At 72.2% G+C, this 24,152-nt stretch carries 22 protein-coding genes; 13 read left to right on the top strand and 9 right to left on the bottom strand.

Going from position 1 to position 24,152, the window contains the following annotated elements; translation table 11 throughout:
* Positions 1 to 85: 85 nt before the first annotated feature.
* The 3 genes from AB0J53_RS14060 to AB0J53_RS14050 all read left to right on the top strand — a co-directional run bounded on the left by AB0J53_RS14060 (position 86) and on the right by AB0J53_RS14050 (position 4,299).
* On the top strand, positions 86 to 2,089 hold the full coding sequence (locus tag AB0J53_RS14060) for an adenylate/guanylate cyclase domain-containing protein (RefSeq protein WP_364171943.1): 2,004 nt from the start codon (positions 86 to 88) through the stop codon (positions 2,087 to 2,089).
* Between the two features lie 34 nt (positions 2,090 to 2,123).
* On the top strand, positions 2,124 to 2,786 hold the full coding sequence (locus tag AB0J53_RS14055) for a Crp/Fnr family transcriptional regulator (RefSeq protein ID WP_219506514.1): 663 nt from the start codon (positions 2,124 to 2,126) through the stop codon (positions 2,784 to 2,786).
* Positions 2,787 to 2,853: 67 nt separating this feature from the next.
* Positions 2,854 to 4,299, top strand: coding sequence for an MFS transporter (locus tag AB0J53_RS14050; protein WP_357583672.1), 1,446 nt, complete (start codon positions 2,854 to 2,856; stop codon positions 4,297 to 4,299).
* On the opposite strand, the gene AB0J53_RS14045 is transcribed toward AB0J53_RS14050, so the two are convergent.
* A complete protein-coding gene (locus AB0J53_RS14045) occupies positions 4,292 to 5,041 on the bottom strand; it encodes a methylenetetrahydrofolate reductase (protein WP_219506516.1) in 750 nt (249 codons plus the stop codon). The two genes, AB0J53_RS14050 and AB0J53_RS14045, sit on opposite strands and share 8 nt — an antisense overlap.
* Before the next feature lie 10 nt (positions 5,042 to 5,051).
* Positions 5,052 to 5,702 (bottom strand): TetR family transcriptional regulator, encoded by a 651-nt coding sequence (locus AB0J53_RS14040; RefSeq protein ID WP_364171996.1) that lies wholly within the window; start codon positions 5,700 to 5,702, stop codon positions 5,052 to 5,054.
* A gap of 69 nt (positions 5,703 to 5,771) precedes the next feature.
* Here AB0J53_RS14040 and AB0J53_RS14035 point away from each other — a divergent pair, with 69 nt between their 5' ends.
* Complete coding sequence (locus AB0J53_RS14035; RefSeq protein ID WP_364171940.1) at positions 5,772 to 7,181, top strand: DHA2 family efflux MFS transporter permease subunit; 1,410 nt, start codon at positions 5,772 to 5,774, stop codon at positions 7,179 to 7,181.
* Here the strand turns inward: AB0J53_RS14035 and AB0J53_RS14030 are convergent.
* A complete protein-coding gene (locus AB0J53_RS14030; protein ID WP_364171938.1) occupies positions 7,151 to 9,022 on the bottom strand; it encodes an ABC transporter ATP-binding protein in 1,872 nt (623 codons plus the stop codon). The two genes, AB0J53_RS14035 and AB0J53_RS14030, sit on opposite strands and share 31 nt — an antisense overlap.
* A gap of 34 nt (positions 9,023 to 9,056) precedes the next feature.
* Entirely contained in the window at positions 9,057 to 11,108 is a 2,052-nt protein-coding gene (locus AB0J53_RS14025) for a PhoX family phosphatase (RefSeq protein ID WP_364171936.1), read from the bottom strand.
* 116 nt (positions 11,109 to 11,224) lie between these two features.
* Here AB0J53_RS14025 and AB0J53_RS14020 point away from each other — a divergent pair, with 116 nt between their 5' ends.
* Positions 11,225 to 11,662, top strand: coding sequence for a sterol carrier family protein (locus tag AB0J53_RS14020; protein WP_364171934.1), 438 nt, complete (start codon positions 11,225 to 11,227; stop codon positions 11,660 to 11,662).
* Between the two features lie 26 nt (positions 11,663 to 11,688).
* On the opposite strand, the gene AB0J53_RS14015 is transcribed toward AB0J53_RS14020, so the two are convergent.
* A complete protein-coding gene (locus AB0J53_RS14015) occupies positions 11,689 to 13,095 on the bottom strand; it encodes a hypothetical protein (protein ID WP_364171932.1) in 1,407 nt (468 codons plus the stop codon).
* Between the two features lie 153 nt (positions 13,096 to 13,248).
* Between AB0J53_RS14015 and purF the strand changes: the two genes are divergently transcribed.
* Together purF and purM are read left to right on the top strand one after the other, a co-directional pair.
* Positions 13,249 to 14,685, top strand: a complete 1,437-nt coding sequence (purF, locus tag AB0J53_RS14010; RefSeq protein WP_219506526.1) for an amidophosphoribosyltransferase — start codon at positions 13,249 to 13,251, stop codon at positions 14,683 to 14,685.
* Positions 14,682 to 15,707, top strand: coding sequence for a phosphoribosylformylglycinamidine cyclo-ligase (gene purM / locus AB0J53_RS14005; RefSeq protein ID WP_364171930.1), 1,026 nt, complete (start codon positions 14,682 to 14,684; stop codon positions 15,705 to 15,707). Before purF ends, purM begins: the two co-directional genes overlap by 4 nt.
* Here the strand turns inward: purM and AB0J53_RS14000 are convergent.
* From AB0J53_RS14000 to AB0J53_RS13990, 3 genes are all read right to left on the bottom strand, one after another.
* Positions 15,698 to 16,249, bottom strand: a complete 552-nt coding sequence (locus AB0J53_RS14000) for a CGNR zinc finger domain-containing protein (RefSeq protein ID WP_364171928.1) — start codon at positions 16,247 to 16,249, stop codon at positions 15,698 to 15,700. The genes purM and AB0J53_RS14000 overlap by 10 nt on opposite strands.
* Before the next feature lie 134 nt (positions 16,250 to 16,383).
* Complete coding sequence (locus AB0J53_RS13995; protein ID WP_219506533.1) at positions 16,384 to 16,614, bottom strand: DUF3073 domain-containing protein; 231 nt, start codon at positions 16,612 to 16,614, stop codon at positions 16,384 to 16,386.
* A gap of 152 nt (positions 16,615 to 16,766) precedes the next feature.
* The gene (locus AB0J53_RS13990; RefSeq protein ID WP_219506535.1) at positions 16,767 to 17,846 is read right to left on the bottom strand and encodes a Glu/Leu/Phe/Val dehydrogenase dimerization domain-containing protein; all 1,080 of its coding nucleotides are present in this window, start codon (positions 17,844 to 17,846) and stop codon (positions 16,767 to 16,769) included.
* Positions 17,847 to 17,953: 107 nt separating this feature from the next.
* On the opposite strand from AB0J53_RS13990, the gene AB0J53_RS13985 reads away from it, so the two are divergent.
* Both AB0J53_RS13985 and bldC read left to right on the top strand, forming a co-directional pair.
* Positions 17,954 to 18,817 (top strand): hypothetical protein, encoded by an 864-nt coding sequence (locus tag AB0J53_RS13985; RefSeq protein WP_357583658.1) that lies wholly within the window; start codon positions 17,954 to 17,956, stop codon positions 18,815 to 18,817.
* 324 nt (positions 18,818 to 19,141) lie between these two features.
* On the top strand, positions 19,142 to 19,345 hold the full coding sequence (bldC, locus tag AB0J53_RS13980; protein ID WP_013133571.1) for a developmental transcriptional regulator BldC: 204 nt from the start codon (positions 19,142 to 19,144) through the stop codon (positions 19,343 to 19,345).
* A 120-nt stretch (positions 19,346 to 19,465) separates the two neighbouring features.
* Here the strand turns inward: bldC and AB0J53_RS13975 are convergent, their stop codons facing one another.
* On the bottom strand, positions 19,466 to 20,119 hold the full coding sequence (locus tag AB0J53_RS13975; RefSeq protein ID WP_364171925.1) for a helix-turn-helix domain-containing protein: 654 nt from the start codon (positions 20,117 to 20,119) through the stop codon (positions 19,466 to 19,468).
* A gap of 161 nt (positions 20,120 to 20,280) precedes the next feature.
* Between AB0J53_RS13975 and AB0J53_RS13970 the strand changes: the two genes are divergently transcribed.
* From AB0J53_RS13970 to AB0J53_RS13955, 4 genes are all read left to right on the top strand, one after another.
* Positions 20,281 to 21,294 carry a LacI family DNA-binding transcriptional regulator gene (locus AB0J53_RS13970; RefSeq protein WP_219506537.1) on the top strand — a complete coding sequence of 338 codons (1,014 nt, stop codon included), beginning with the start codon at positions 20,281 to 20,283 and terminating at the stop codon, positions 21,292 to 21,294.
* Positions 21,295 to 21,411: 117 nt separating this feature from the next.
* The gene (locus AB0J53_RS13965) at positions 21,412 to 21,660 is read left to right on the top strand and encodes a hypothetical protein (RefSeq protein WP_049572779.1); all 249 of its coding nucleotides are present in this window, start codon (positions 21,412 to 21,414) and stop codon (positions 21,658 to 21,660) included.
* Positions 21,661 to 21,707: 47 nt separating this feature from the next.
* Positions 21,708 to 22,568: an N-acetylmuramoyl-L-alanine amidase gene (locus tag AB0J53_RS13960; RefSeq protein WP_364171922.1), complete on the top strand. Its 861-nt coding sequence runs from the start codon at positions 21,708 to 21,710 to the stop codon at positions 22,566 to 22,568.
* Positions 22,565 to 24,151: a beta-N-acetylhexosaminidase gene (locus tag AB0J53_RS13955; RefSeq protein ID WP_364171921.1), complete on the top strand. Its 1,587-nt coding sequence runs from the start codon at positions 22,565 to 22,567 to the stop codon at positions 24,149 to 24,151. The genes AB0J53_RS13960 and AB0J53_RS13955 overlap by 4 nt, the downstream gene beginning before the upstream one ends.
* Position 24,152 lies beyond the last annotated feature (1 nt).

The following is a 24,152-nucleotide window of genomic DNA, read 5'->3' as shown; positions in this document are numbered from 1 at the left end:
GCTGACGTCACTTGACGGGTCAAGAAGTGTCGAACCCGTAAAACAACACAGTGGCCCTGCGCCCCGCCCGTGGATAATCAGGGGCGTGTCAGCCCCCTACCTGCCGCCCGCCACGCAACCCGTGCGCGGAGTCGTCTGGGTCATCCATCTGGCGCTGCCCATGCTCGGGCTGTGGCTGCTGCTCGCCCAGCCGGACCTGAACGTCATGTGGCACCACAACCCCAGCCACTTCTGGCTGATCGTCGCCGTGGCCGGGCTGAACGTGGTGCTGGGCACGCTGATCAGCGAGGCGTCGCGGCGGCGGCGGGACGCCCGGCTGTTCCTGGTCTCGATGGTGTTCGTCAGCAGTGCCGGGTTCTTCTTCATGCACGGGCTGGCGACGCCGCAGATCATCCTGCCCAAGGGGTCGCTCGGGTTCGACCTGGGGCAGATGGCCGGGCTCACGGTGGCCTCGGGGTTCGCGTTCGCCTCGGCGCTGCCGCTGGGCGAGCGGGCGGCGCGGGCGGTGCTGAAGGCGCAGCACGCGGTGCGCGGGGCGCTGTTCGGGTTCATGGTGCTGTGGGGGCTGGCCTCGCTGCTGCCGGGCTGGACGCCGCTGAGCCGCCCGCCGGAGGGGTCGCCCGCCGGGTGGGTGGCGTGGGGGTCGCTGCCGGGGCTGGCGCTGTTCGCGGCGGCCGGGGTGATGATGTTCCTGCTGCACCGGCGGCGGCCGTCGGCCATGCTGATCAGCCTCATCACCGCCTACGCGCTGCTGGCCGAGTCGATGGTCGCCGGGATGTCGCAGCTCAACTGGCATCTGACGTGGTGGGAGTGGCACGTCCTGCTGACGTTCGCGTTCGGGTTCGTCGCCTACAGCGCCTACCTGCAGTTCAGGCGGGAGGGATCGGGCGCCGGGCTGTTCGACTCGGTGACGCTCTCGGCGACGGTGCGGCGCATCCAGCAGGACTACGACCGGGCGCTGGAGGAGCTGGTCGAGCACGTGCGGCGGGGCGAGCCGCTGGCGGCGACCCGGCTGTCGGGCAAGTTCCGGCTGAACGAGGGCCAGGCGGCGGTGCTCGACCGGGCCGGCCGGGCGCTGGCCGACGAGCGGGCGCTGTCGGAACGGCTGGCCGCGCTGGTCGACGTGGGCGCCAGGACCCGCGTCGGCCTGCCCGAGACCGAGCTGCTGGCCACGGCCCTGGACCGGGTCAGGCAGGCGTACGGGGACGTGCGGATCGGGCTGGTCTCCGAGGGCCGCACCCGGATCGGGTCGCGCGAGTATCACTTCACCACGCACGCGCCGATCCGCCGCGACGAGCTGGTCGCCTATCCGCTGACGGTGAAGAACCGGCTGGCCGGGGTGCTGGAGGTGCCCGCCGGGCGGGGCGCGCACGACGAGGCGCTGGCCGCCACGCTGGCCGGGCAGCTGTCGATCTCGCTGGAGAACGCCCGCCTCTACCGGGAGCTCGACACGCTCTTCCGCCAGTACATGTCGCCGGACGTGGCCAACGCCCTGCTCGCCGATCCGGGCCAGGCGGCGCTGGGCGGCCGGTTGCAGGAGCTGACCTCGCTGTTCGCCGACCTGAAGGGGTTCACCACGTTCTCGGAGCGGGTGACGCCGGGCGAGATCGTGGAGATGCTGAACCGCTATCACACGGCGGCGGTGCCGTGCATCCTGGCCAACGGCGGCACGATCGTGCAGTTCGTCGGTGACGCGCTGCTGGCGGTGTTCAACGCCCCGGCGGCGCAGGCGGGCCACGCCAGGGCGGCGTGCCGGGCGGCGCTCGCCATGCAGCGGGCCGCCGCCGAGGTGGCGCGGGAGGTGGCGGGGGCGGCCGTGGAGTGGCCGACGTTCCGCGTCGGGGTCAACACCGGGCCCGCGCTCGTCGGCAACATCGGCAGCCCCGAGCTGCGCGGCTTCAACGCGATGGGCGACTGCGTGAACGTGGCGGCCCGGCTCCAGTCGCTGGCCGAGCCGGGCACGGTGGTGATCGGCGCGACCACGCTCAAGCAGCTCGGCGCGGGGGCCCGGGTCGATCCGCTCGGCAGGCTGAGCCTCAAGGGCAAGGAGGAGCCCGTGGAGGCGTACGTTCTCACAGAAATGGCATAGATGCCCGCCGCTCCGTACGGACATAATCGGGCGCATGACGCCAGAGGCCGGCGAGTTCCTGTCCACGCTCACCCCCGACGAGGTCCAGGCGGTGCTCGCCGCGGGGCGGCCGCGACGGTGGGAGCGCGGGACGACGGTGATGACCGAGGGCGACACCTCCGACTGGGTGCTCGTGCTGACCGCGGGCCGGGTCAAGGTCTCGTCCCATACGAGCGGCGGCACTGAGGTGGTGCTCGCGGTGCGCGGTCCCGGCGCGTTGCTGGGCGAGATGTCGGCCATCGACGGCTCGCCGCGCTCGGCCACGGTGACCGCGCTGGAGCCGGTCTCGGGGGTGGTGATCCGCGACTTCACCGGTTTCCTCCAGGATCACGGGCGGGTGGCCGTCCTGCTGCTGCGGCTGGTCACCGAGCGGCTGCGCGACTCCGACCGCAAGCGGATCGAGTACGGCGCGTTCGACACGACGGGACGGGTGGCGACGCGGCTGATCGAGCTGGCCGAGCGCTACGGCGAGCAGACGCCGGGCGGGCTTCGCGTGGCGCTGCCGCTGTCGCAGGACGAGCTGGCGGGCTGGACGGGGGCGTCGCGCGAGGCCGTCAGCAAGGCGTTGCGCTCGCTGCGCGACCGGGGGCTGATCGAGACCGGGCGGCGGCGCGTGGTCGTCCACGACCTGGACGGGCTGCGCCGGCGGGCTCGCTGAACTGTTTTCTAGAATTTCCCTCACCCCGCCGCGAAGTGGACGTACGTCGTACGTCATAGTTGAAGGCATGGTCGCGATCTCCCCCGATCAACATGCCAGGATGCGCTACGCGTGGCGCGTCTGCTCGGTCACCAGCCTGGGGCTCGTCCTCATCGGCATCGCGGGCAGCACGCTCAACGTGGCGCTCCCCGCGGTCGTCCGGCACTTCCAGGCCACGCCGTTCGAGTCGGGGTGGATCCTGCTGGCGTTCCTGCTGGTCAACACCGCGAGCCTGGTGTTCTTCGGGCGGGTGGCCGACCTGCTGGGCCGGCGGGAGGTCTACCTGGCCGGGTTCGCGCTGTTCACGGTGGCGTCGCTGCTGGCCGGGCTGTCGCCCGACGTGTGGTTCCTGGTCGCGATGCGGGTGGTGCAGGCCGTCGGGGCGGCGATGATCCTGGCGAACGGGACCGTGATCATCACCGACGCGTTCCCGCCCGAGAAGCTCAGCCAGGGCATGGGCGTCTACATCGGCACGCTGTCGGTGGCCCAGCTCGCCGGGCCCACGCTGGGCGGCCTGATCGCCTCCACCGCCGGGTGGCAGTGGATCTTCTGGGTGAACGTGCCCGCCGGGGTGATCGCCGTCGTCTGGGGAGCGGTCACGCTGCGCAAGATGCCGCGCGGGCCCAAGCAGCCGGTGGACGCGCTGGGCAACGCGCTGGTGTTCGCCGCGCTGTCGGCCATCCTGCTCGCGCTCTCCGAAGCCGGCTCCGGCGGGCTGACCAGCCCGGTCGTGCTGGCCGGCGCCGCGGTGTTCGTCGTCCTCGTCCCGGTGATCGTGCTGGTCGAGCGGCGGGCCTCGCACCCCGTGCTGGACGTGCGGCTGTTCGGCGGGCGGATGCTGGCGTGCGCCAATCTGGCGTCGTTCTGCAACGCGATCGCCCGGGCCGCGCTGATCCTCGTGGTGGCACTGTACTTCCAGGCGGCCCGGGGCGTGGACCCGTTCACGGCCGGGCTCAGCGTGTTGCCGGTGCCCGTGGGCATGGCCGTGGCCTCGCCCGTCGTGGGCGCGCTCGGCCGCCGCGTCTCCTCGTACGCGCTGTCGATCGGCGGCGCGCTGATGAGCTCCACGGGCCTGGGCGTGCTGATGCTGACGGCCGACCCCGGCACCCCGTACTGGATCATCGGGATCGGCCTGTTCGTGGCCGGGTGCGGCAGCGGCGCCTTCCTGACCGGCAACACCACGCAGGTCATGGCCGCCCTGCCCAGCGGCAGCCTGGGCGTGGTGAACGGCTTCCGGCTCATGGTGATGAACGTCGGCGTGGTGCTCAGCATCGGCCTGTCGCTCAGCGTCCTGGGCAGCGCCGTCGGGCCCGAGGTGCGCGCCCAGGTCTACGCGGGCACCCTGTCGACGCTCTCGCCGGTCGCGGTGGACCAGCTCATGCAGGGCTTCCAGCGCACGTACGCGGTGCTGTTCGCGGTAGCGGTCGCCGGGGCGGTGCTGGCGGCCCTGGCCCGCTCGCGCAAGGTCACCTGAGGGCGGCCGACAGGCGGGACTCGACGTCGCGGTAGCGGCTGACGGGGATCAGGTGCACCCCGGCGAAGGCGCCGCTGTCGCGGACGGCCAGGACCTGGGCGCAGGCGGCCTCGACGCCGGCCATGCGGTCGTCGGCCAGCCGGGCGACCAGCTCGTCCGGGATCGCGATGTCGGGGATGGCGGCCGACAGGGCGCGGGCGTGGCCGGCGCTGGCCACGACCAGCACGCCGGCGTAGACCGGGACGTCGACCGGGTTGGCCTCGCGCCAGCGCAGCAGCGCCTCCAGCGAGAAGCCGGCCTGGAGGAACAGGAAGTCGGCGGCCCGCTTCCAGGCCGGGAGCGGGCGCAGCCCGGCGGCGGCGCCGACGCGCAGGCCGGGCGAGAACGCGCGGGCCTCGTCGATCATCGAGCGCACGGTCAGGTCGCTGGTGCGGTTGCCGCTGGTCGGCTTGTCGCCGTAGACGAACAGGAACTGGTCCACCCCGTAGGCGGCGGCGGTGAGCAGGTCGCGGCGGAAGCCGAGCAGGTTGCGGTCGCGCGAGTTGAGGCAGGCGATGCTGCGCCCGCCCATCGCCTCGACCTCGTGCGCCACGGCGACGCTGGAGACGGTCGCGCGGCCGATGTGGTTGTCGGGGATCAGGAACGAGTGGGCGATCGTGCTCAGCGTGCCGATCTGGTGGCGGACGCGCTTGAGGTCGGGCGTGGTGGGCGGCTCGATTTCGCATACCAGCTCGAAGGTCATGGCCAGGACCCTAGCGTCTGGCCGCCAGGGCTTCTATGCCCGCGAGGACGAGGTCGACGCCGAAGGTGTCGTAGAGCTCGGGGTCGGGCTGGACGAGGGGGCCGGCCATCTCCACCAGGTTCGGGTAGGTCGCGGCGGGCAGCGACTGCAGGCCGAGGCGCTTGACCCGGACCAGCTCGGCGACCTCCTCCGGGGGGTTGCTCGCGGTGAAGTGCACCGGGGCGTCGGCGATGGAGATGGCGCTCTGCAGCAGGTACTTGGAGATCAGGCAGCTCTCCTCCACGGAGAACCCGGCGGACCTGGCCAGGCCGAGCGCGTCGTCCCACACGGCCAGGAAGCTCGGCACCGCGCTCTGGTCGACCTGCTCCAGCACGCTCTTGGCGCACGGGTGGGTGCGCAGCACGCGGACCAGGCCGGTCAGGACCTCGCGCAGCCGCTGCTGCCACGGCCGCTCGTCGTCGCGCGCGGGGGCGAACCCGGCGACGAGGTGGTCGGCCATGCCCTCCAGGAGCCGGTCCTTGTTCTTGAAGTGCCAGTAGAGGGCCATCGGCGTGACGCCGAGGTCGGTCGCGAGCCGCCTGATGGTCACGGCGTCGAGCCCTTCGGCGTCGCCGATCCGCAGGGCCCGTTCGACGATCGCGTCCGCGGTGAGCTTTCCCATCACGGTTGACAACTATACGCCGTACGAGATTCCCTATACGTCGTACAAGTACGCCGTATAGGAGGGGTTGTGGAGCGGAGATGGTGGGCGCTGGGCGCGGTGACGCTCGGCACGTTCATGACGTATCTGGACAACAACGTGGGCAACGTCGCCCTGCCGACGATCCAGCGGGAGCTCGGGCTGACGCTGGCCGGGCTGGAGTGGATCGTCAGCGGCTACATCCTGGTGTTCGCCGGGCTGATGCTGGCCGGGGGCAGGCTGGCCGACGTGTTCGGGGCGCGCCGGGTGTTCGCCGCCGGGCTCGGCGTCTTCACACTGGCCTCGCTGGCCGCCGGGCTCGCCACCGACGGCGGCGCGCTGATCGCCGCCCGCGCGGTGCAGGGCGTCGGCGCGGCCCTGCTCACCCCGACCGCGCTGTCACTGATCACGCAGATCTTCCCCGACGGGCCCGAGCGCGGCCGCGCGGTCGGCATCTGGAGCGCGGCCGGGGCGCTGTCCATGGCCCTCGGCCCGGTGACCGGCGGCTTCATCAGCGAGAACTGGCACTGGGGCTGGATCTACCTGATCAACGTGCCGATCGGCGTCGCCACGCTCGGGCTGGCGCTGTGGGCGGTGCGGCCGGCCTTCGCCCGGGTACGGCACAGCCTCGACCTGCCGGGCCTGGCCACCTCCGCGATCGCGCTGTTCGCGCTGACCTACGCGCTCATCGAGGGCGAGGCGGCCGGCTGGACCTCGCCGGAGATCCTCACCGCGTTCGCCGTCACGGCGGTGTCGGCGGTGGCGTTCCTGCTGGTCGAGGCGCGGGCGGCGGAGCCGATGATCGACCTGTCGCTCTTCCGGGCCAGGCGGTTCACCGGCGGCGTGATCACCAGCGGCATCTGGTCGTTCGGCGTGTTCGGCATCTACTTCTTCAGCGCGCTCTGGCTGCAGAACGTGCTCGGCTTCAGCCCGACCGAGGCCGGGGCCGCGTTCGTGCCGATGGCGCTGGTCATGGGCGTCGTCGCGGTGCTGTCGCAGCGGATCGGCGCGGCGCTGGGCATCGGCAGGACCGTGGCGCTCGGGCTGGCGCTGATGGCGGCCGCGATCTACCTGATCTCCGGCGTCGGCGCCGACGGCGGCTACGCGGACGTGCTGCCGTGGTTCGTCCTGTACGGGCTCGGCGGCGGCCTGCTGGTGCCCCTGACCGCGGCCGTGCTCAGCGGGATGCCCACCGGCCGGTCCGGGGTGGCGTCCGGGGTGCTCAACGTGTCGAGGGAGGTGTTCGGGCTGCTCGGCATCACCGTGCTGGGCGCGATCCTGACCTCCCGGCAGGCGGCGGGCGACGGGCCGCCGCTCGCCGCCTTCCTCGACGCCTACCGGTTCACGCTGGTGATCGCGGCCGTCGTGGTGCTGGCGGGCATCCCGGTCGCGCTCCGCACGCTGCGCGCGGACCGTACGACCGGGGAGCCTCAGGCGGCGATGGCCGGGTCGGCGAACTGAGTGCGGTAGAGCTCCTCGTAGCGGCCCCCGGCGGCCAGCAGCTCGGCGTGCGTGCCGCGCTCGGCGACCCGGCCGTCCTCGATCACCAGGATGACGTCGGCGGCGCGGATCGTGGACAGCCGGTGCGCGATCACCACGGCGGTCCGCCCGTCGAGCGCCTCGGCCAGCGCCTCCTGCACGGCGGCCTCGGAGGTGGAGTCGAGCGCGGCCGTGGCCTCGTCCAGGATGACCACGCGGGGCCTGGCGAGCAGCAGGCGGGCGATCGTCAGCCGCTGGCGCTCGCCGCCCGACAGCCGGTAGCCGCGCTCGCCCACCACCGTGTCGAGGCCGTCGGGCAGCGACTCGATCAGCGTGGCGAGCCTGGCCCGGCGCAGCACCTCCCACAGCTCCTCCTCGTCCGCCTCGGGGCGGGCGAGCAGCAGGTTGGCCCGGATCGAGTCGTGGAACAGGTGCCCGTCCTGGGTGACCATGCCGAGCGTGTCGCGGATGGAGTCGGCCGTCAGGTCACGCACGTCCACGCCGCCGATCCGCACCGCGCCCTCGTCCACGTCGTACAGGCGGGGCAGGAGCTGGGCGATGGTGGACTTGCCCGCGCCCGACGAGCCCACCAGGGCGACCATCTGGCCGGGCTCGGCCCGGAACGAGACGCCGTGCAGCACCTCGACGCCGCCCCGGCTGTCGAGCGCGGCCACCTCCTCCAGGGAGGCCAGTGACACCTTGTCGGCCGACGGGTAGGCGAAGCGCACGTTGTCGAACTCGACCCCGACCGGCCCGTCGGGCACCTGGCCGGCGCCGGGCCGGTCCTTGATGAGCGGTTCGAGGTCGAGCACCTCGAAGACGCGCTCGAAGCTGACCAGCGCGCTCATCACGTCCACCCGGGCGCTGGCCAGCGCGGTCAGCGGCGAGTAGAGGCGGGTGATCAGCAGCGCGAGCGCCACGACCGAGCCCGGGTCGAGCTGGTCGCGCAGCGCGTAGAAGCCGCCGAGCCCGTACACCAGGGCCAGCGCCAGCGCGGAGACCAGCGTCAGCGCGGTGACGAACACCGACTGCGTCATGGCCGTGCGCACCCCGATGTCACGCACCCGCCTGGCCCTGGCGGCGAACTCGGCCGACTCGGCACGCGGCCGGCCGAACAGCTTGACCAGCGTCGCGCCCGGCGCCGAGAACCGCTCGGTCATCTGGGTGCCCATCGCCGCGTTGTGGTCGGCGGCCTCGCGGCGCAGCCGGGCGATCCGCACGCCCATCCGGCGCGCGGGCAGCACGAACACCGGCAGCAGCAGCAACGCCAGCAGCGTGATCTGCCAGGAGATGCCGATCATCACGGTCAGCGCCAGCACCAGCGTCACCACGTTGCCGGCCACGCTGGACAGCGTGTCGGTGAACGCCCGCTGCGCGCCGATCACGTCGTTGTTGAGCCGGCTGACCAGGGCGCCGGTGCGCGTCCTGGTGAAGAACGCGATCGGCATCTTCTGCACGTGGTCGAAGACGGCCGTGCGCAGGTCCAGGATCAAATTCTCGCCCAGCCCCGACGACAGCCAGCGGGTCAGCAGCCCGAGCCCGGCCTCGGCCACCGCCAGGCCCGCGATCAGGCCCGCCAGCCCGAGCACCACGCTCATCGGCTCGCCCGCGCCGATCGCGTCCAGCACCCGGCCCGCCAGCACCGGCGGGGCCACCGCCAGGGCCGCCATCACCACGCTCAGCGCCAGGAAGAACGTGATCCTACGGCGATGCGGCCGGGCGAACCCCCAGACGCGACGGAGCGTCGCCTTCGATATCTGGCGACGCTCCGGGCGGTTGTTCAGCGAGTACACCTGGTGCCAGGCCGTCATCTCCATGCTCATGGAGAGGAGCCTAGGACCTCAAGTTAACTTGACGTCAACTGCCGATCTTCTTGTTCCTGCCGTGCCACACCACCGCGACGGCCGGGCGCGGCTGGTCGCCGTCGGGCCAGCGGCTGGCGGGCTTGTCCGGGCTCGCGCCGTCGACCTCGCCCGGGTGCTGCACCGCGACGAACACGCTGCGCTGGTCCTCGGTGATCATAGGGCCGCAGGTCTCCGCGCCGACCGGCACCGTGAGGAACTGCCGCACGTGACCCCGGTCCCGGCCGCGCACCGGCATCACGAACAGGCCGTCGTGGCTGCCGAGCTTGTTGCCGTCCGTGGAGATCCACAGGTTGCCGTCACGGTCGAAGGCCAGGTTGTCCGGGCAGGAGATCGGCGACACCTTGGTCTTGTCGAACCCGGCGAAGTAGGTGCCGGAGTCGTTCGGGTCGCCGCAGACCAGCGGCACCGACCAGGCGAACGTCGTCTCCGCCGCGTCACCGCGCCGCTCGACCAGCTCCAGCACGTGGCCGTGCTTGTTGTTCGAGCGCGGGTTGGCCTCGTCGGCCTGCGCCGGGGTGCGGTTGGTGTTGTTGGTCAGCGCGACGTAGACGGCGCCGGTGACCGGGTTGCGCTCCACGTCCTCGGGGCGGTCCATCTTCGTCGCCCCCACCTTGTCGGCCGCCACGCGCGTGTAGACCAGCACCTCGGCCGCGGTCATGCCCTCGACGTGCGACTCGTTGCCGCTGACCAGCGGGATCCACTCGCCGGCGCCGTCGAAGGCGCCGTCGGACGGCAGCTTGCCCGAGCCGTCGATCTCCTCCGCCGGGCTGTCGCCGGTGAACCGCGCCACGTAGAGCGTGCCCTCGTCCAGCAGGCTCCGGTTGTGCCGGTCGTTGCCCCGGCGGTAGCGCTCCTTCGAGACGAACTTGTAGACGTACTCGAACCGGGAGTCGTCACCCATGTAGACGACCAGGCGGCCGTCCTTGGCCAGCGTCGTGGTGGCGGCCTCGTGCTTGAAGCGGCCCAGCGCGGTCCGCTTGATCGGCGTCGCGTCCGGGTCGAACGGGTCGATCTCCACGATCCACCCGAACCGGTTGGCCTCGTTCGGGTGCTTGGCCAGGTCGAACCGCTCCTCGACCCGGTCGAAGCGGCGGTTGTCGGCCGGCGTGCCCGTGGTGAGCGTGTAGCGCTGGACGTACGGCTTCTGCTCGGCGGGGACCTTGTCGCCGTTGACGAAGTACTGGTCGAAGTTCTCCTCGGCGGTCAGCACCGTGTCCCACGGAGTGGTGCCGCCGGCGCAGTTGTTCAGCATGCCCAGCGGCTTGAGTCCGGCCGGGTCGGCCGCGGTCTTCAGCAGGTCGCTGCCGGCGGCCGGGCCGGTGAAGCGCATCGGCGTCGTCGCGGTGATCCGCCGGTTGTAGCGGCGGCGGCCCCGGGTCACCAGCTTCCACTCGCCGCTGCGGTGCTCGCGCTCCACCTCGACCACCGAGCCGCCGTGCGCGGCCAGCGCGATCTTGATCTGCTCCTCGGTCGCGGCGGCGCCGCCGGTGTAGCCGCGGAACATCAGGTTCTCGTCGCTGTACTCGTGGTTCACCCAGAGCAGGCCACGGTCGCGGCCCATCGGGAAGAGGGTGACGAAGTCGCAGTTGTAGCCGAACTGCTTGGCCTGCGCGTCGGCCGTCTGGTTGGCGAAGTCGAACGCGGGCGCGTCCGGCAGCACCGGGTCGCCCCAGCGCACCACGACCGAGGACCGGTAGCCGTCGGGCACGGTCAGCTTGTCGTCGGTGTTCGGAGGAACGGGCGTGAAGTCCAGGCCGCCGCCCCGGTGACCGGCCGCCTCCGGCTTGCCCGGGTCGGCGAACGCCGGCGCGGCCCCGGCCAGCCCGGCCCCCGCCACCAGCACGCCCAGCGCGCCGGCGCGCAGCGCGCCACGACGCGACAGCGCCTGCTCGACCACCTCGCCGAAGTACGGGTTGCCGCTCGTGTTGGCCACGTCATGCGCGCACGCGTTGCCGCACCGGAACTGGCAGGTCATCGCGGATCGGCCACCCTTGTGCGGGGTGGAAAGCAGCGGCAGCAGCCGGCGCGGCGAGAGATTCGCCACAGGGTCCTCCAAGGTAGTGCGCAATCGTTCGAGCCGGACATTACGGTCACCGGAGAAACCGCAGGTGAACGAGGCCCTCCGGCGCGGTGAACGCTTCCAGGGAGCACAATGGTGGCGTGCCACCACGCAAACTCGACCCAGCGAAGCTCCGCGAGGCACTCGACGCCCAGCTCGTCGCCCTCGACCAACCGGCTTACGACGGGCCCGCCGGCGCGCTGGCCGACGCCCTCGTCACCGCCGTGCTCACCGCCTACGACCGCGGGCTGCGGCCCGAGCGCGACGCCGCGCGGCAGGCCGTACGCCATCTGCTGGACCGGCTGGTGACCGCCGCGCCCGGGCGGACCGTCGAGGTGCGCGTGCCGCCGTACGCGGCCGTACAGGCGATCGAGGGGCCGCGCCACACGCGGGGGACGCCGCCGAACGTGGTCGAGATGGACGCGCGCACGTGGATCGAGCTGGCGGTGGGGCGGATGACGTGGGAGGAGGCCACGGGGAAGGGGGCGGTGGCGGCCAGCGGATCCCGAGCCGACCTGTCCGGATATTTGCCGCTATAACGCGCCGAAAAGCTACGTCGGCGTCGTCAGGACGGCGTGCTGCCCATCCACGGGATCCGCGCCTCGAAGCACCGGTCGGCCAGGCCGCCCGGGAGCTGGGCGCACTCCTGCACCACGTTCCAGAACCAGATCGCCACCGCCGCGAACAGCACCAGCGCCACGACGCTCAGCACGATGCCGGTGATCGCCCGGCCCTTCCCCACCCGCTTGGTCAGCGCCACGATGCCGAACACGATCGACAGGATCGCCGTCAGCAGGCCGATGAAGCAGACGAACACCAGGAACGGGCTCGCCACGCCCAGCACCAGCGACGCCGTCGCCAGCCCGCTGCCCGGCTGGCCCGGCGGCCGCCAGTCCGGGGGATACTGCCCCGCCCCGCCGGGCGGCGGCGTGTACGCCCCGCCGGGCGGCGACCCGTACACCGGACCCGCCCCCGGCGCTCCCCCGTACGGACTCGACGGCGCCGTCCCCGGCACCGCGGGCTCCTGCCCCTCCCCGTGCGGCGCGCCCTCGCCGTAGGGGGCGCCCTCCGGCTGGGCGGCGCCTGACCCGTACGTGGGGCCCTCCTGCGCGGCCCCCGTCCCGTACGGGTGCGCGGCGCCTGTCTCGTGTCCCTGGGGGGTCTCTCCCTGAGGGGCCAGCGGACTGTACGGGGTGCCCTGGGCTGTGGTGTCGTCCGGGGCCTCGAGGGTCGGCGGCTCGAAGGAGGGGCGGTCCGACGGGGGCGGGTCGTAGCGGGACGGGGTGCGGGGGCCCGAGGGGCCGGGCTCGTCGTCCGAGGCGGCGCCTTCCCAGCCGGGGTACGACGGGGTGGAGCCGGGCATCGGGTAGGACTGCGTGTCGCCGGAACGGTTCCAGTCGGGCGTGCCGAACACCGCCGTGCGCTCCGCGTCCGCCTCGTCGGGGGCCGTCGCGGGCGGCGGCGTCTCGGGCGCCGTGGGCAGATCGGGATGCCGGGGCTCGGGACCGGGCCGCGGCTCCGGGCCGGGGCCGGGCTCCGGGCCAGGACGCGGCTCAGGGCCAGGCCGGGGTTCGGGGCCGGGCCGGGGTTCCGGGCCGGGACCGGGTTGCGGCGGGGCGGGCGTGCCGGGCTGGGGGACGACGGGCGGCGCCGGGGCGATCGGCTCCTCCCCTTCCCCGGGCCCCTCGCCGGGCTCCTCCGTCCCGGACGGCTCCGTCCCGGACGGCTCCGTCCCGGACGGCTCCGTCCCGGACGGCTCCCCCTGCTCGCGACCGGACTGGCCTGACCCGGCGGACTCCCCCCGCTCGCGGGCGGGCCGGTCGGGGGCGGGCTCCTCGGCGGCGCCCTCGGCCCACCAGGCGTGCGCGGCCGTCTGGCCGGGCTCCTGGACGGGAGGCTCGTGGGCGGGCTCGTCCGGGCCGGGCCGGTTCTCGCGCGGGCGAGGCTGGTTCGGGTCCCCAGGTGTGGTCACGTCTGCGTCTCCCCCGACGAGTCGAATGCCGGATACTTCACCTTTTCGCGGGAGCGCCCTTCGAAACCATCCGACACGGTAAGACAGGGGTCATCCTTGGCTCAAACAACCCGGGTGTGCGAGCACGGAAGGCCGCAACCTAGACTGAAGCATGTGCTGAAGGGCGACGGCCGGCTCGGCCATGACCTGGACCCCCAAGACCGCGCTCCGAAGGATGCCTGTGGTGTCTTCGGCGTCTGGGCGCCAGGCGAGGAAGTTTCCAAACTCACCTACTACGGGCTGTACGCGTTGCAGCACCGCGGCCAGGAGTCCGCGGGCATCGCGGTCAGCGAGGGCAGCCGCATCCTCGTCTACAAGGACATGGGCCTGGTGGCCCAGGTCTTCGACGAGTCGGTGCTGGGCACGCTGCGCGGCCACATCGCGGTGGGTCACTGCCGCTACTCCACGACGGGCTCCAGCGTGTGGGAGAACGCGCAGCCGACGCTGAGCTCGACCGAGGTGGGCGGTCTCGCGCTGGCCCACAACGGCAACCTGATCAACACCCCGGAGCTGGCCGAGCGGCTGGAGCCGGGCGCCACGCGGGCGACGACCGACACCGAGGTCCTGACCACGCTGCTGGCGCAGGATCGCAGCCGTTCCATCGAGGATTCGGCCGCCGAGCTGCTGCCGCAGGTCAAGGGCGCCTACTCGCTGGTGTTCATGGACGAGAAGACGCTGTACGCGGCCCGTGACCCGCAGGGCATCCGCCCGCTGGTGCTGGGCAGGCTGGAGCGCGGCTGGGTGGTCGCCTCGGAGACCGCGGCGCTCGACATCGTGGGCGCCACGTTCACCCGCGAGATCGAGCCGGGCGAGCTGCTGACGATCGACGAGCGCGGGGTCAGGTCGCGCCGGTTCGCGCTGGCCGAGCCCAAGGGCTGCCTGTTCGAGTACGTCTACCTGGCCCGCCCCGACACGACGATCGCGGGCCGCGGCGTGCAGGTGACCCGGGTGGAGGTGGGCCGCGTGCTGGCCCGCGAGCACCCGGTGGAGGCCGACCTGGTGATCCCCACGCCCGAGTCGGGCACCCCGGCGGCCGTGGGCTACGCCGAAGAGAGCGGCATCCCGTACGGCCAGGGCCTGGTGAAGAACTCGTACGTGGGCCGGACCTTCATCCAGCCGTCGCAGACGATCCGCCAGCTCGGCATCAGGCTGAAGCTCAACCCGCTGCGCGAGGTCGTCGAGGGCAAGCGGCTGGTCGTGGTGGACGACTCGATCGTGCGCGGCAACACGCAGCGGGCGATCGTGCGGATGCTGCGCGAGGCGGGCGCCCGTGAGGTGCACGTGCGGATCTCGTCGCCGCCGGTGGCGTGGCCGTGCTTCTACGGCATCGACTTCGCCACGCGGGCGGAGCTGATCGCGGGCTCGCTGTCGGTCGAGGAGATCCGCGCCTCGCTGGGCGCCGACTCGCTGGGCTACATCTCGCTCGAAGGGCTGACCGAGGCGACGACGATCCCGGCGGAGCGGCTGTGCCGGGCCTGTTTCGACGGCTCCTACCCCATCCCCATCGACCAGGACAACGTGGGCAAGTTCGTGTTGGAGAGCAAGGCATGAGCACGTACGAGGCGGCCGGGGTCGACATCGAGGCCGGTGAGCGCGCTGTCACGCTGATGAAGGACAAGGTGGCGCGGTCGCGGCGGCCGGAGGTGGTCGACGACGCGAGCGGGTTCGCCGGGCTGTTCGACGCCTCGGCGCTGCTGCGTTACAAGCGGCCGCTGCTGGCCACGTCCACCGACGGGGTCGGCACGAAGGTGATGCTCGCCCAGCAGTACGGCAAGCACGACACGATCGGCATCGACCTGGTCGGCATGGTGCTGGACGACCTGGTGGTGTGCGGGGCCGAGCCGCTGTTCATGACCGACTACATCGCGTGCGGCAAGGTGCTGCCGGAGCGGGTGGCGGAGATCGTCGGCGGCGTCGCCGAGGGCTGCCGGCTGGCCGGGGCGGCTCTGGTGGGCGGCGAGACGGCCGAGCACCCCGGCGCGATGGGCCCGGACGAGTACGACCTGGCGGGCGCGGGCACGGGCGTGGTGGAGGCGGACCGGATGCTGGGCCCGGCCCGGGTCCGCGAGGGTGACGTGGTGCTGGGGCTGGCGTCGTCGGGCGTCCACTCCAACGGCTATTCGCTGGTCCGCCACGTGATCGCCAACTCCGCGCTGACGCTCGACAGCGAGCTGCCCGAGCTGGGCCGGCCGCTGGGCGAGGAGCTGCTGGAGCCGACGCGCATCTACTCGCTCGACTGCCTGGAGCTGGCCCGCACGGTCGACGTGCACGCCTATTCGCACATCACGGGCGGCGGCGTCGAGGGCAACCTGTCGCGCTCGCTGCCGGAGCATCTCGACGCCCGGCTGGACCGTTCCTCCTGGACCCCCCCGGCGATCTTCGAGGTGCTGGCCGGTCACGGCGGCATCGCGCAGAAGGATCTCGACCGCACCTTCAACCTGGGCGTCGGCATGGCGGCGATCGTGGCGGCCGACGACGCCGACGCGGCGATCCGCCTGCTGGCCGGGCGGGGCCTGCCCGCGTGGGTGATGGGCGAGATCGTGCCCGGCTCGGGCCGGGCGGCCTACGCCTGACCGCTCCTGGCCCGCTCGTAGTGGCGGGCCACCCGGACCCGGTTGCCGCACAGCTCGGGCGAGCACCAGCGGCGTCGCGGGTGGGCGGGAAGGAACAGCATCCGGCAGCCCGGGGCCTCGCAGGACTTGACCCTGCTCGCCCCGGGCGTGCCGAGCAGCGTGATGGCGGCTTCGGCGAGCTCGGCGAGCAGCCGGTCGAGCGGCGCGGCGTCGCGGCGGGTCTCCACGCCTGAGCCGCCCAGGAACAGGTGGGTGGGGGCGGCGCGGGCCGCCTCGTTCAGCGCGGCGACGGCTGCGGCGGGCGGCGCCTGGCCCGCGACGACGGCTGTGACGGCCGCTTCGACGTGCGCGCGGATCCGGTGCACCGCGGCGAGGCCGTCGGCCGTGAGCGGCTGCGGGAGGCCGCTCAGCCGATCGGACTGGCGGGCGAGCCAGACGCCGAGGCCGTCGGCGGTGCCGAGGAAGTCCACGTCGCCCGCGGGCGTGCCGGCCCGCGTGTTGACCAGGTCCAGCGCCAGCGGCTCGCCTGTCAGCACGTCCATGCCCTAATGGTACGTGGCACCGTCGACACGTTATGGGCACGCACGACAAAGCCCCACGGTCACCCGTGGGGCCCGACGCTCGTTGAGCGGTGGGTCCGCGCCGGAACGCGAACCCACGTCACGCGGAGGAACGGCTATCGACGGCCGGAGGGACGATCATCGTCGTCGTCTCCGGCACCGTAGCCGTCGGCGTAATCGGCATAGCGATCCGCCAGCTCGTCGTTGAGGTCGTCGGCGTCGTCGTTGCGGCCGGGGTCACCGACCCCGAGTTCGTCGCGAAGTCGGTCAAGATCCGTGCCACCGCTGTTGTACTTCAGCTGGCGAGCAACCTTGACCTGCTTGGCCTTTGCTCGGCCGCGCCCCATTGGCTCGACCCCCTCGTGTGGGGTCGTCCCCGACCCCTCGTCGCTAACGCACCACACACTGACGCCGCCCTGACTTTGGGCGTCAGCCTATCGTTCGCCTATTACCGTACCTGTTTTGTGCCCAGCTCGGTACGTCGTATGGGCGCGGGGCGTCAGCGGCCCAGCCAAATGCCCCTAATGCGCCCGACTTCCGACATTCTACGTTCAGCCAGCCTATCCGCTGCGACCGCCGGAGGAACGCCCTCGTCCGCGGCGATCCCGAAGATCTTCAGAGTCGTGTCGTAGATCTGGGCGGCCTTGGCCCTGGCCCGCTCCATGTCGAAGCCCGAGATCTCGTCGGCCACCTGGATGACGCCGCCCGAGTTGACCACGTAGTCGGGCGCGTACAGGATGCCGCGCTCGTCGAGCTGCTTCTCCACGCCGGAGTGGGCGAGCTGGTTGTTGGCGGCGCCGCAGACGATCCTGGCGCGCAGCCTGGCCACCGTGGCGTCGTCGAGCGCGCCGCCCAGCGCGCACGGCGCGAACACGTCGATGTCGGCCTCGGTGAGGGCCTGCGCGTCGGCCACCACGTCGACCTCCGGGTGGCGCTGCCGCACCCGCTCGACGGCCTGCTCGCTGACGTCGCAGATCACCACGTCGGCGCCGTCCTCGCGGAGCAGGTCGACCAGGCGGTGGCCGACCTTGCCGACGCCCTCGACGCCGACGCGCCTGCCGCGCAGCGACGGCGTGCCGAAGACGCGCTCGGCCGAGGCGCGCATGCCCTGGAAGACGCCGTAGGAGGTGAGGATGGAGGAGTCGCCGGCGCCGCCGTTGGCGAGGGTGCGGCCGGTCACGTGGCGCGACTCGCGGGCCACGACGTCCATGTCCTCGCTGTAGGTGCCGACGTCGCAGGCGGTGATGTAGCGCCCGCCGAGCGTCTCGACGAAGCGGCCGTAGGCGCGCAGCAGCGCCTCGCTCTTGTCGCGGGCCGGGTCGCCGATGATGACGGCCTTGCCGCCGCCGAGGTCGAGCCCCGCCAGCGCGTTCTTGTAGGCCATGCCCTTGGCCAGGTTCAGCACGTCGGCGAGCGCGGCCTGCTCGCTCTCGTACGGGTAGAACCTGGTGCCGCCGAGGGCGGGGCCGAGCTGGGTGTTGTGGATGGCGATGATGGCACGCAGGCCGCTCTGCTCGTCGGCGCAGAAGACGACCTGCTCGTGGACGTCCTTGTGGGACGTGCCGAAGACGTCGGTCACGGTAGTGACTCCCTGTCCGGTCCGCCGCCCCGTCGCGGCGGAGATCGCCTACCAGCGTAATGGGCGCCACAGTGCGAGCGCCGACGGCTTCATGACACGATGCGTGCGTGCTGCCCTATGCCGCCTACCTCCGCGTCTATGAGCCGCTGACCGCGTTCGCCGAGTCTGAGCGCAAGGTCTGGGCCGACTATGCCGACTCCAACGACCGCCCGCGCCGCGCCAACGCGCTCCAGGCCGAGCACGGCGAGGCCGTCAGGCGGCTGCTCGGCGCCCCTCCCGAGCTGGTCCCCTCACAGGAGAGCCCCAACGCCTACCTGCGGCGCGTGGAGGACCGGCTGTACGTGTGCCCCTGGCAGACCCGGCTGCGCTCCTGGCTGGCCTTCTCGAAGCTGCGCGGGAGCACTCCGGCCAAGCTGATGGACCGCATCGTCTCCAAGACGATCGCCGACCAGACGGCCGACGACTTCGACCGCTACAAGCGCGCCGGCGGCTCGTCGGCGCTGCGCACCCACATCCGCACCACGGCGTGGCACGTGCCGCCGTCATGGTTCGTGCCTTTCGACGGGAACGAGCGCTGGCTGGTGCTCGGCTCCTCCACACCCGGGCAGGACGTGACCACCACGACGGGACGCAACCTCATCTACGTGACGTCCATGGCGCAGGCCAGGAGGCGGGCGGCGCGGGCGCTTCAGGTGCTGCGCCGCCATCTGGGCGACACCTCGCCCAACTTCGACGTGGAGGACGTGGCGCGGTGGCTGGAGGAGTTCCATCCGCACTCGCTGGTCGAGCTCGACTACGGCGGTCTGGTGCATCTGATGGACGACGACGCCCTCCAGGCGGACCAGTCGGTTGCGGAGCTTTCGGCCGCTTTGACGGGTCTGGACACGGGTCAAGAAGAACTTGCCTATGCCATGTACCAGAGGGTCATCCTTCGCTGGAAGTCAATGCAACTTCTGGAATCTGCCAACTGAACCCCAATACGACGCTCTGACCTGCATGAGTAGGTCACGACTCGCGGCTGCTCTCTTCTGCGAACTGAGTAGTTTGCCGTTTTCACTGCGATACCACGAAACGTGTCGCTAGAATCACCGAGCGTGACATCGCCATGGGGGCGGGCAGTTGGGTCAAAGAAGGGCTCGCCAATCGCTCTGCGTGGCGGTATGGTCACATCGGGTGATGCCGCATATGGCTCAGAAAAGCCGCACGCTCTGCGCCATAGGGGGACATCCGTGACACGCGCAAAAGCAGTCACAGGATCGCGCTAAGCCGGTCCACACGGAGGAGAGGCCGCACAAATGTCAGCTCGTACACCCGAGGCCGAGCCGCTGCTCACGCCCGCCGAGGTCGCGACCATGTTCAGGGTCGACCCCAAGACCGTTACCAGGTGGGCCAAGGCGGGCAAGTTGACGTCGATTCGCACCCTCGGCGGTCACCGGCGTTACCGGGAGACCGAGGTCCGCGCACTGCTCGCGGGGATTCCGCAGCAGCGTTCGGAGTAGTTACGAACCTCAGGGGGGTTGAACGGTGGGCCAGGTCCGCACGACCCGGTCCACCCCTGTGACGATACGACGTCGCACGTGGGAGCTGGCGCCGCCCGCCCGGCGCCATTTCTCCACCGGTCAGCCGTGCTGCTCCAGCAGCCGGCGCGCGTCGGGGTCGTGCCGGGCTGCGACGCCGAGCAACGCCACCATCTGCTCGACGAGCATGCGTTCGAGCGTGGCCCGCTCGATGTCGCGGTGCTCCAGCCAGTCGAGCCCCGCCGTCTCCACCGAGGCGATCCACGAGCGCAGCGTCGCCCGCAGCACCGGGGTCGGCTCCTCGACGCGCATCTGCCGCTGGACGAGCCGGAAGAGCCGCTGCCGGACCCCGTCGACGATCTCCCCGACCTCGCCGGTCCGGTTGGCCGGCCCGCCGCGCAGCAGCGCCGCGAACCCCGCCGCGTGCTCTTCCACGAAGTCGAAGTAGCGCCCGAGCCCCGAGGCCAGATCGCCGAGCAGACCGGCGCCGTCATGCGCGCGCGGCCGCGCCTCCCGCAGCCGCGCCTCCAGTTGGCCGGCCGCGCTTCTCAGCGCCGCCACATAGAGCTCCTGCTTGCCGCCGAAGTAGTGATAGACCAGCGCCCGCGACGCCCCGGCCGCCGAGGCCACGTCGTCGATCGTGACGTCCTCGGCGTCCCTGGCGCCGAACAGCTCCAGAGCCGCCGCCATGAGCTCCTCGCGCCGCCGGTCGACGCTCAGCCTGCGCCGGGGCGGACGCGCCGTCTCGGGTGTCACCCCTGCACAGTATCCGAGCCCTGACCAGTGGAGATCGGGTCGTTGGCGACAAGGCCGTACCCTGCGGCGAACTCGATCGTTTGGTGGTACAGGTGCCCAACTTCGCATCGCGGGGGAGACACATGTCAGGACCGCCCGTCAAGACTCCGACCATCACCGACATGAGAGAGGTAGATACGCTGCCCCGGCCCAGGCCCACCATCCGCAACGTCGCCGAACGAGCCGGCGTCTCGAAATCGCTGGTCTCCCTCGTGCTGCGCGGATCCCCGCACGTGAGCGAGCACCGGCGCCAGGCAGTGCTCCAGGCCGCCCGCGAGCTCGGCTACCGGCCGAACGCGGTCGCCCGCAGCCTGGTCGAAGGCCGCACTCACCTCGTCGGCGCGCTCGTCGCCGACCTGCACAATCCCTTCTACGCCGAGTTTCTCGACGGCCTGCAGGAGAGCCTGCACGGCGACGGGTTACGCATGCTGATCGGCAACAGCCAGTGGGATCCCGCCTTCGAGGACGAGGCCGTGGAGGCCTTCCTGGAGCTGCGGGTCGACGGGCTGGTCCTCCTGGGCATCCCGCCGACCAGCGCCACCCTGATCGAGGCGACCTCCTACACCCCGACGGTCGTCGTCGGGGAACGTGACATCGAGCTCGAAGGCGTCGACATCGTCGTCGACGACGACCGGCTCGGCGCCCGGCTGGCCATCGACCACCTGGTCGAGGCCGGGCACAAGCGCATCGCGCACATCGAGGGCCCGCGGCCCTCCCGCTGCGAGGGCTACCTCGTGGCCATGCGCAGGCACTCCCTCGCCCCGTACATCATGGTCGAAGCCGCGGAGTCGACCGAGAACGGCGGCCACGACGCCGCCATCGCCCTCCTGACCCGGGACCCCAGGCCCACGGCGATCTTCGCCGCCAACGACGTGCTCGCGCTCGGCGTGCTCTCCGCCGCCACCGAGCTGGGCCTGCGCGTCCCCGAAGACCTCTCCGTGGTCGGCTACGACAACACCCACCTGTCGGCCTCGAACCACGTCTCGCTCACCTCGGTGGACCAGCCGCGCCGCGCCATGGGCCGGTCGGCCGCCACGCTGCTGAGCGACCGCATCTCCGAGCCGGGCAAGGGCGCCCGGTTGCGCGAAATCACGCCCGAGCTGATCGTGCGCCGCAGCACGGGTCCGGCCCAATAGCGGGCCAAAGCTGGGTCAACACGCCCCGTGACCGCGCCCCCGGCTGTTTACTCGTCAGGGTCATGCTAATTGTGGCCGGATTCGGTCCGGCCACGATCTGATCCGGGGGGAACAGTCATGCGTGATCCGGAACTGGTGTCCTGCGCCCAGCGCGCGGCGGCCGAGCTCGAACGCGCCTGGGCGCAGTGGCGGGCCGGGCGCGGGCGGGGGACGGACGTCGGCGCGGAATCCGTGGCCAGCTACGTCGCACACTCCCTCGACCACCCGTGGGGCCGCCCCCGCGTCGTCCTCGGCCTGGACGCCGAGGACGCGCGGGAGCTGGCCGCCCTGCTGCAGCGGCAGGAGGTCGGCGAACACGTCTGGTGAGGCGTTTCGCGGCTCCCCGGGGGCGGGTTTCACGTAAGTTGGAGCCCATGCGCGCTCTACCCGCCTCCGTCCTGGCCGTCTGCGGCCTGCTCATCTCCGCGTGCGGCGGCGCCGGTTCCGGCGGGACCGCCGCCGGTCAGGCCGCCGCCCCGGCCGCCACGCAGGCGGGCTCCCAGGCACGCACCCCGGCCGTCGTCACGGACGAGTCCGGCACGCCCGCCCCCGCCGAGCGGGCCCCGGCGCCCAAGCCGCTGGAGGGCAAGACGGTCGTCATCGACCCCGGCCACAACGGCGGCAACGCGCGCAACCCGAAGGCGATCAACCGCAAGGTCAACGTGCTGACCCAGTGGAAGGCGTGCGACACGACGGGCACCGCCACCAACGACGGCTATTCGGAGGCGGCCTTCACCTGGGACGTCTCCAAGCGGCTCGTCAAGATCCTCAAGAACCGCGGCGCCACGGTCAAGCTCACCCGCTCCAGCAACACCGGCGTCGGGCCGTGCATCACCGAGCGGGCCGCCATCGGCAACCGCAGCAAGGCCGACGCCGCGATCTCGGTGCACGCCGACGGCTCCGCCCCGGCCAACCACGGCTTCCACGTGATCATGCCGAAGAAGATCAACGGCCCGGTGGACCCGGTGGTCAAGCAGTCGTCCGACCTGGGCGTGGCCGTGCGTGACGCCTTCCGCAAGGGCACCGGGCTGCCCTACTCCACCTACATCGGCAACAAGGCCCTCGACTACCGCAACGACCTGGGCGGGCTCAACCTGTCGACGGTGCCGAAGATCTTCGTCGAGTGCGGCAACATGCGCAACGCGGCGGAGGCGGCCAAATTCCGTGACGCCCAGTTCCGCCAGCGCATCGCCCTGGCTTTGGCCAACGGTTTGCAGCACTATCTCACTACATGATTCCTCGCCCATCGCTGCACAACCCGCTCTCCGGCTCCTATGAGCTCGCCGCCGGGGCCACCGTCTCCGGCCCGCTGATCGAGCCCGTACGGACCGCGCTTCCCGGACTGGACCTGCTGCCCGGTGACGACGGCGCCGTCGCCACCCGGTTCGACCCCGCGCTGGGCGCCGAGGCGTACCGGCTGTCGGTCGGCTCGCGCGGCGTCGAGATCGCCGCGGGCGGCCGGGAGGGGGCGTTCTACGCCGCCCAGTCGCTGCGCCAGCTCCTGCCCGCCGACGCCTACCGGTTCGGCGCCGGCCAGGCGTGGAACGTGCCCGGCGTGCGGATCGAGGACGCGCCCCGGTTCGCCTGGCGCGGCCTGCACCTGGACGTGGCCCGGCACTTCTTCCCCAAGCGGGAGGTCATGCGGCTGCTGGACCTGATGGCCGTGCACAAGCTGAACCGGCTGCACCTGCACCTGGCCGACGACCAGGGCTGGCGGGTGGAGAGCCGGGCCTATCCCCTGCTGCACGAGGTCGCCTCGCACCGGCCGCGCACCGCGACCCACTTCTACCGCGAGCCCGAGGCGTACGACGACATCCCGCACGGCGGCTACTACACGCTGGCCGACCTGGCGGAGCTGGCCGCGTACGCGCGCTCCAAGGCGGTCACGATCGTGCCGGAGATCGACGTGCCGGGGCACGCCTCGGCGATCCTGGCGGCCTACCCGCAGCTCGGCGCGACCGGCGAGCCGCACGAGGTGCTGGACCGGTGGGGCATCTCCCCCGCGATCCTGTCGCCGCTGCCGCCGACGGTCGAGTTCCTGACGACGATCTTCGACGAGCTGCTCGGCGCGCTCGGCGAGACGCCGTACGTGCACATCGGCGGCGACGAGGTGGTGCTCGACCAGTGGGCCGCCTCGGCAGAGATCACCGCCTACGGCGAGTCGCTGGGCCTGGCGGGCGCCAACGACCTTCAGGCGTGGTTCCTGCGGCAGCTCGCCGACGCGCTGGCCGAGCGCGGGGCGCGGGCCGTGGTGTGGGACGAGGCGTTCGTCAGCGGGCGGCTGCGCCAGGACACGGTGGTGATGCCGTGGCGCGGCATGAACGTCGGCCGCCGCGCCGCCGCCGCGGGCCATGACGTGGTGGCCACGCCGGTGTTCCCGCTCTACTTCGACTACGCGGAGGCCGCCTCGGCGGAGGAGCCGATGGCGATCGGCGAGACGATCACGGTCGCGGACGTGGCCGCGTTCGAGCCGGCGCCGGCCGAGTGGCCGGAGGAGGAGCGGGCGCGCGTCATCGGCGTGCAGGCGCAGCTCTGGAGCGAGCGGGTGCCCGACGGCCGGGTGCTCGACTACCGGCTGTGGCCCCGTACGTGCGCGCTGGCCGACGTCGCGTGGGGCGGCGGCGAGGGCTTCGCCGAGCGGCTGGAGGCGCACCTGGGCAGGCTGGACGCGCTCGGCGTCGAATACAGGCCACAGGCGGGGCCGCGCCCGTGGCAGCGCCGCCGCCCGCACCGGCCGGGCGTCGTCGACGTGACGGCGGTGCTGGCGCGCATCGACGGCATGACGCACGACGCGGAGTCGACCCGCCCCAGCGTCTGAC

Source organism: Nonomuraea sp. NPDC049725 (assembly GCF_040674795.1).
GTDB classification, from domain to species: Bacteria; Actinomycetota; Actinomycetes; order Streptosporangiales; family Streptosporangiaceae; genus Nonomuraea; species Nonomuraea ceibae.
The sequence above is the reverse complement of the archived record's forward strand: the minus strand, read 5'-3'. Positions and strand labels throughout refer to the sequence as shown.

Bases quoted from the DNA above. Each gene is read 5' to 3' on its own strand.
- bldC (WP_013133571.1), top strand. From the start codon at position 19,142: ATGTCAGCTCGTACACCCGAGGCCGAGCCGCTGCTCACGCCCGCCGAG.
- AB0J53_RS14050 (WP_357583672.1), top strand. From the start codon at position 2,854: ATGGTCGCGATCTCCCCCGATCAACATGCCAGGATGCGCTACGCGTGG.
- AB0J53_RS14000 (WP_364171928.1), bottom strand. From the start codon at position 16,249: ATGGACGTGCTGACAGGCGAGCCGCTGGCGCTGGACCTGGTCAACACG.
- purM (WP_364171930.1), top strand. From the start codon at position 14,682: ATGAGCACGTACGAGGCGGCCGGGGTCGACATCGAGGCCGGTGAGCGC.
- AB0J53_RS13955 (WP_364171921.1), top strand. From the start codon at position 22,565: ATGATTCCTCGCCCATCGCTGCACAACCCGCTCTCCGGCTCCTATGAG.
- AB0J53_RS13960 (WP_364171922.1), top strand. From the start codon at position 21,708: ATGCGCGCTCTACCCGCCTCCGTCCTGGCCGTCTGCGGCCTGCTCATC.
- AB0J53_RS13965 (WP_049572779.1), top strand. From the start codon at position 21,412: ATGCGTGATCCGGAACTGGTGTCCTGCGCCCAGCGCGCGGCGGCCGAG.
- AB0J53_RS14030 (WP_364171938.1), bottom strand. From the start codon at position 9,022: ATGAGCATGGAGATGACGGCCTGGCACCAGGTGTACTCGCTGAACAAC.
- AB0J53_RS14055 (WP_219506514.1), top strand. From the start codon at position 2,124: ATGACGCCAGAGGCCGGCGAGTTCCTGTCCACGCTCACCCCCGACGAG.
- AB0J53_RS13970 (WP_219506537.1), top strand. From the start codon at position 20,281: ATGAGAGAGGTAGATACGCTGCCCCGGCCCAGGCCCACCATCCGCAAC.
- AB0J53_RS13995 (WP_219506533.1), bottom strand. From the start codon at position 16,614: ATGGGGCGCGGCCGAGCAAAGGCCAAGCAGGTCAAGGTTGCTCGCCAG.
- AB0J53_RS14045 (WP_219506516.1), bottom strand. From the start codon at position 5,041: ATGACCTTCGAGCTGGTATGCGAAATCGAGCCGCCCACCACGCCCGAC.
- AB0J53_RS14040 (WP_364171996.1), bottom strand. From the start codon at position 5,702: ATGGGAAAGCTCACCGCGGACGCGATCGTCGAACGGGCCCTGCGGATC.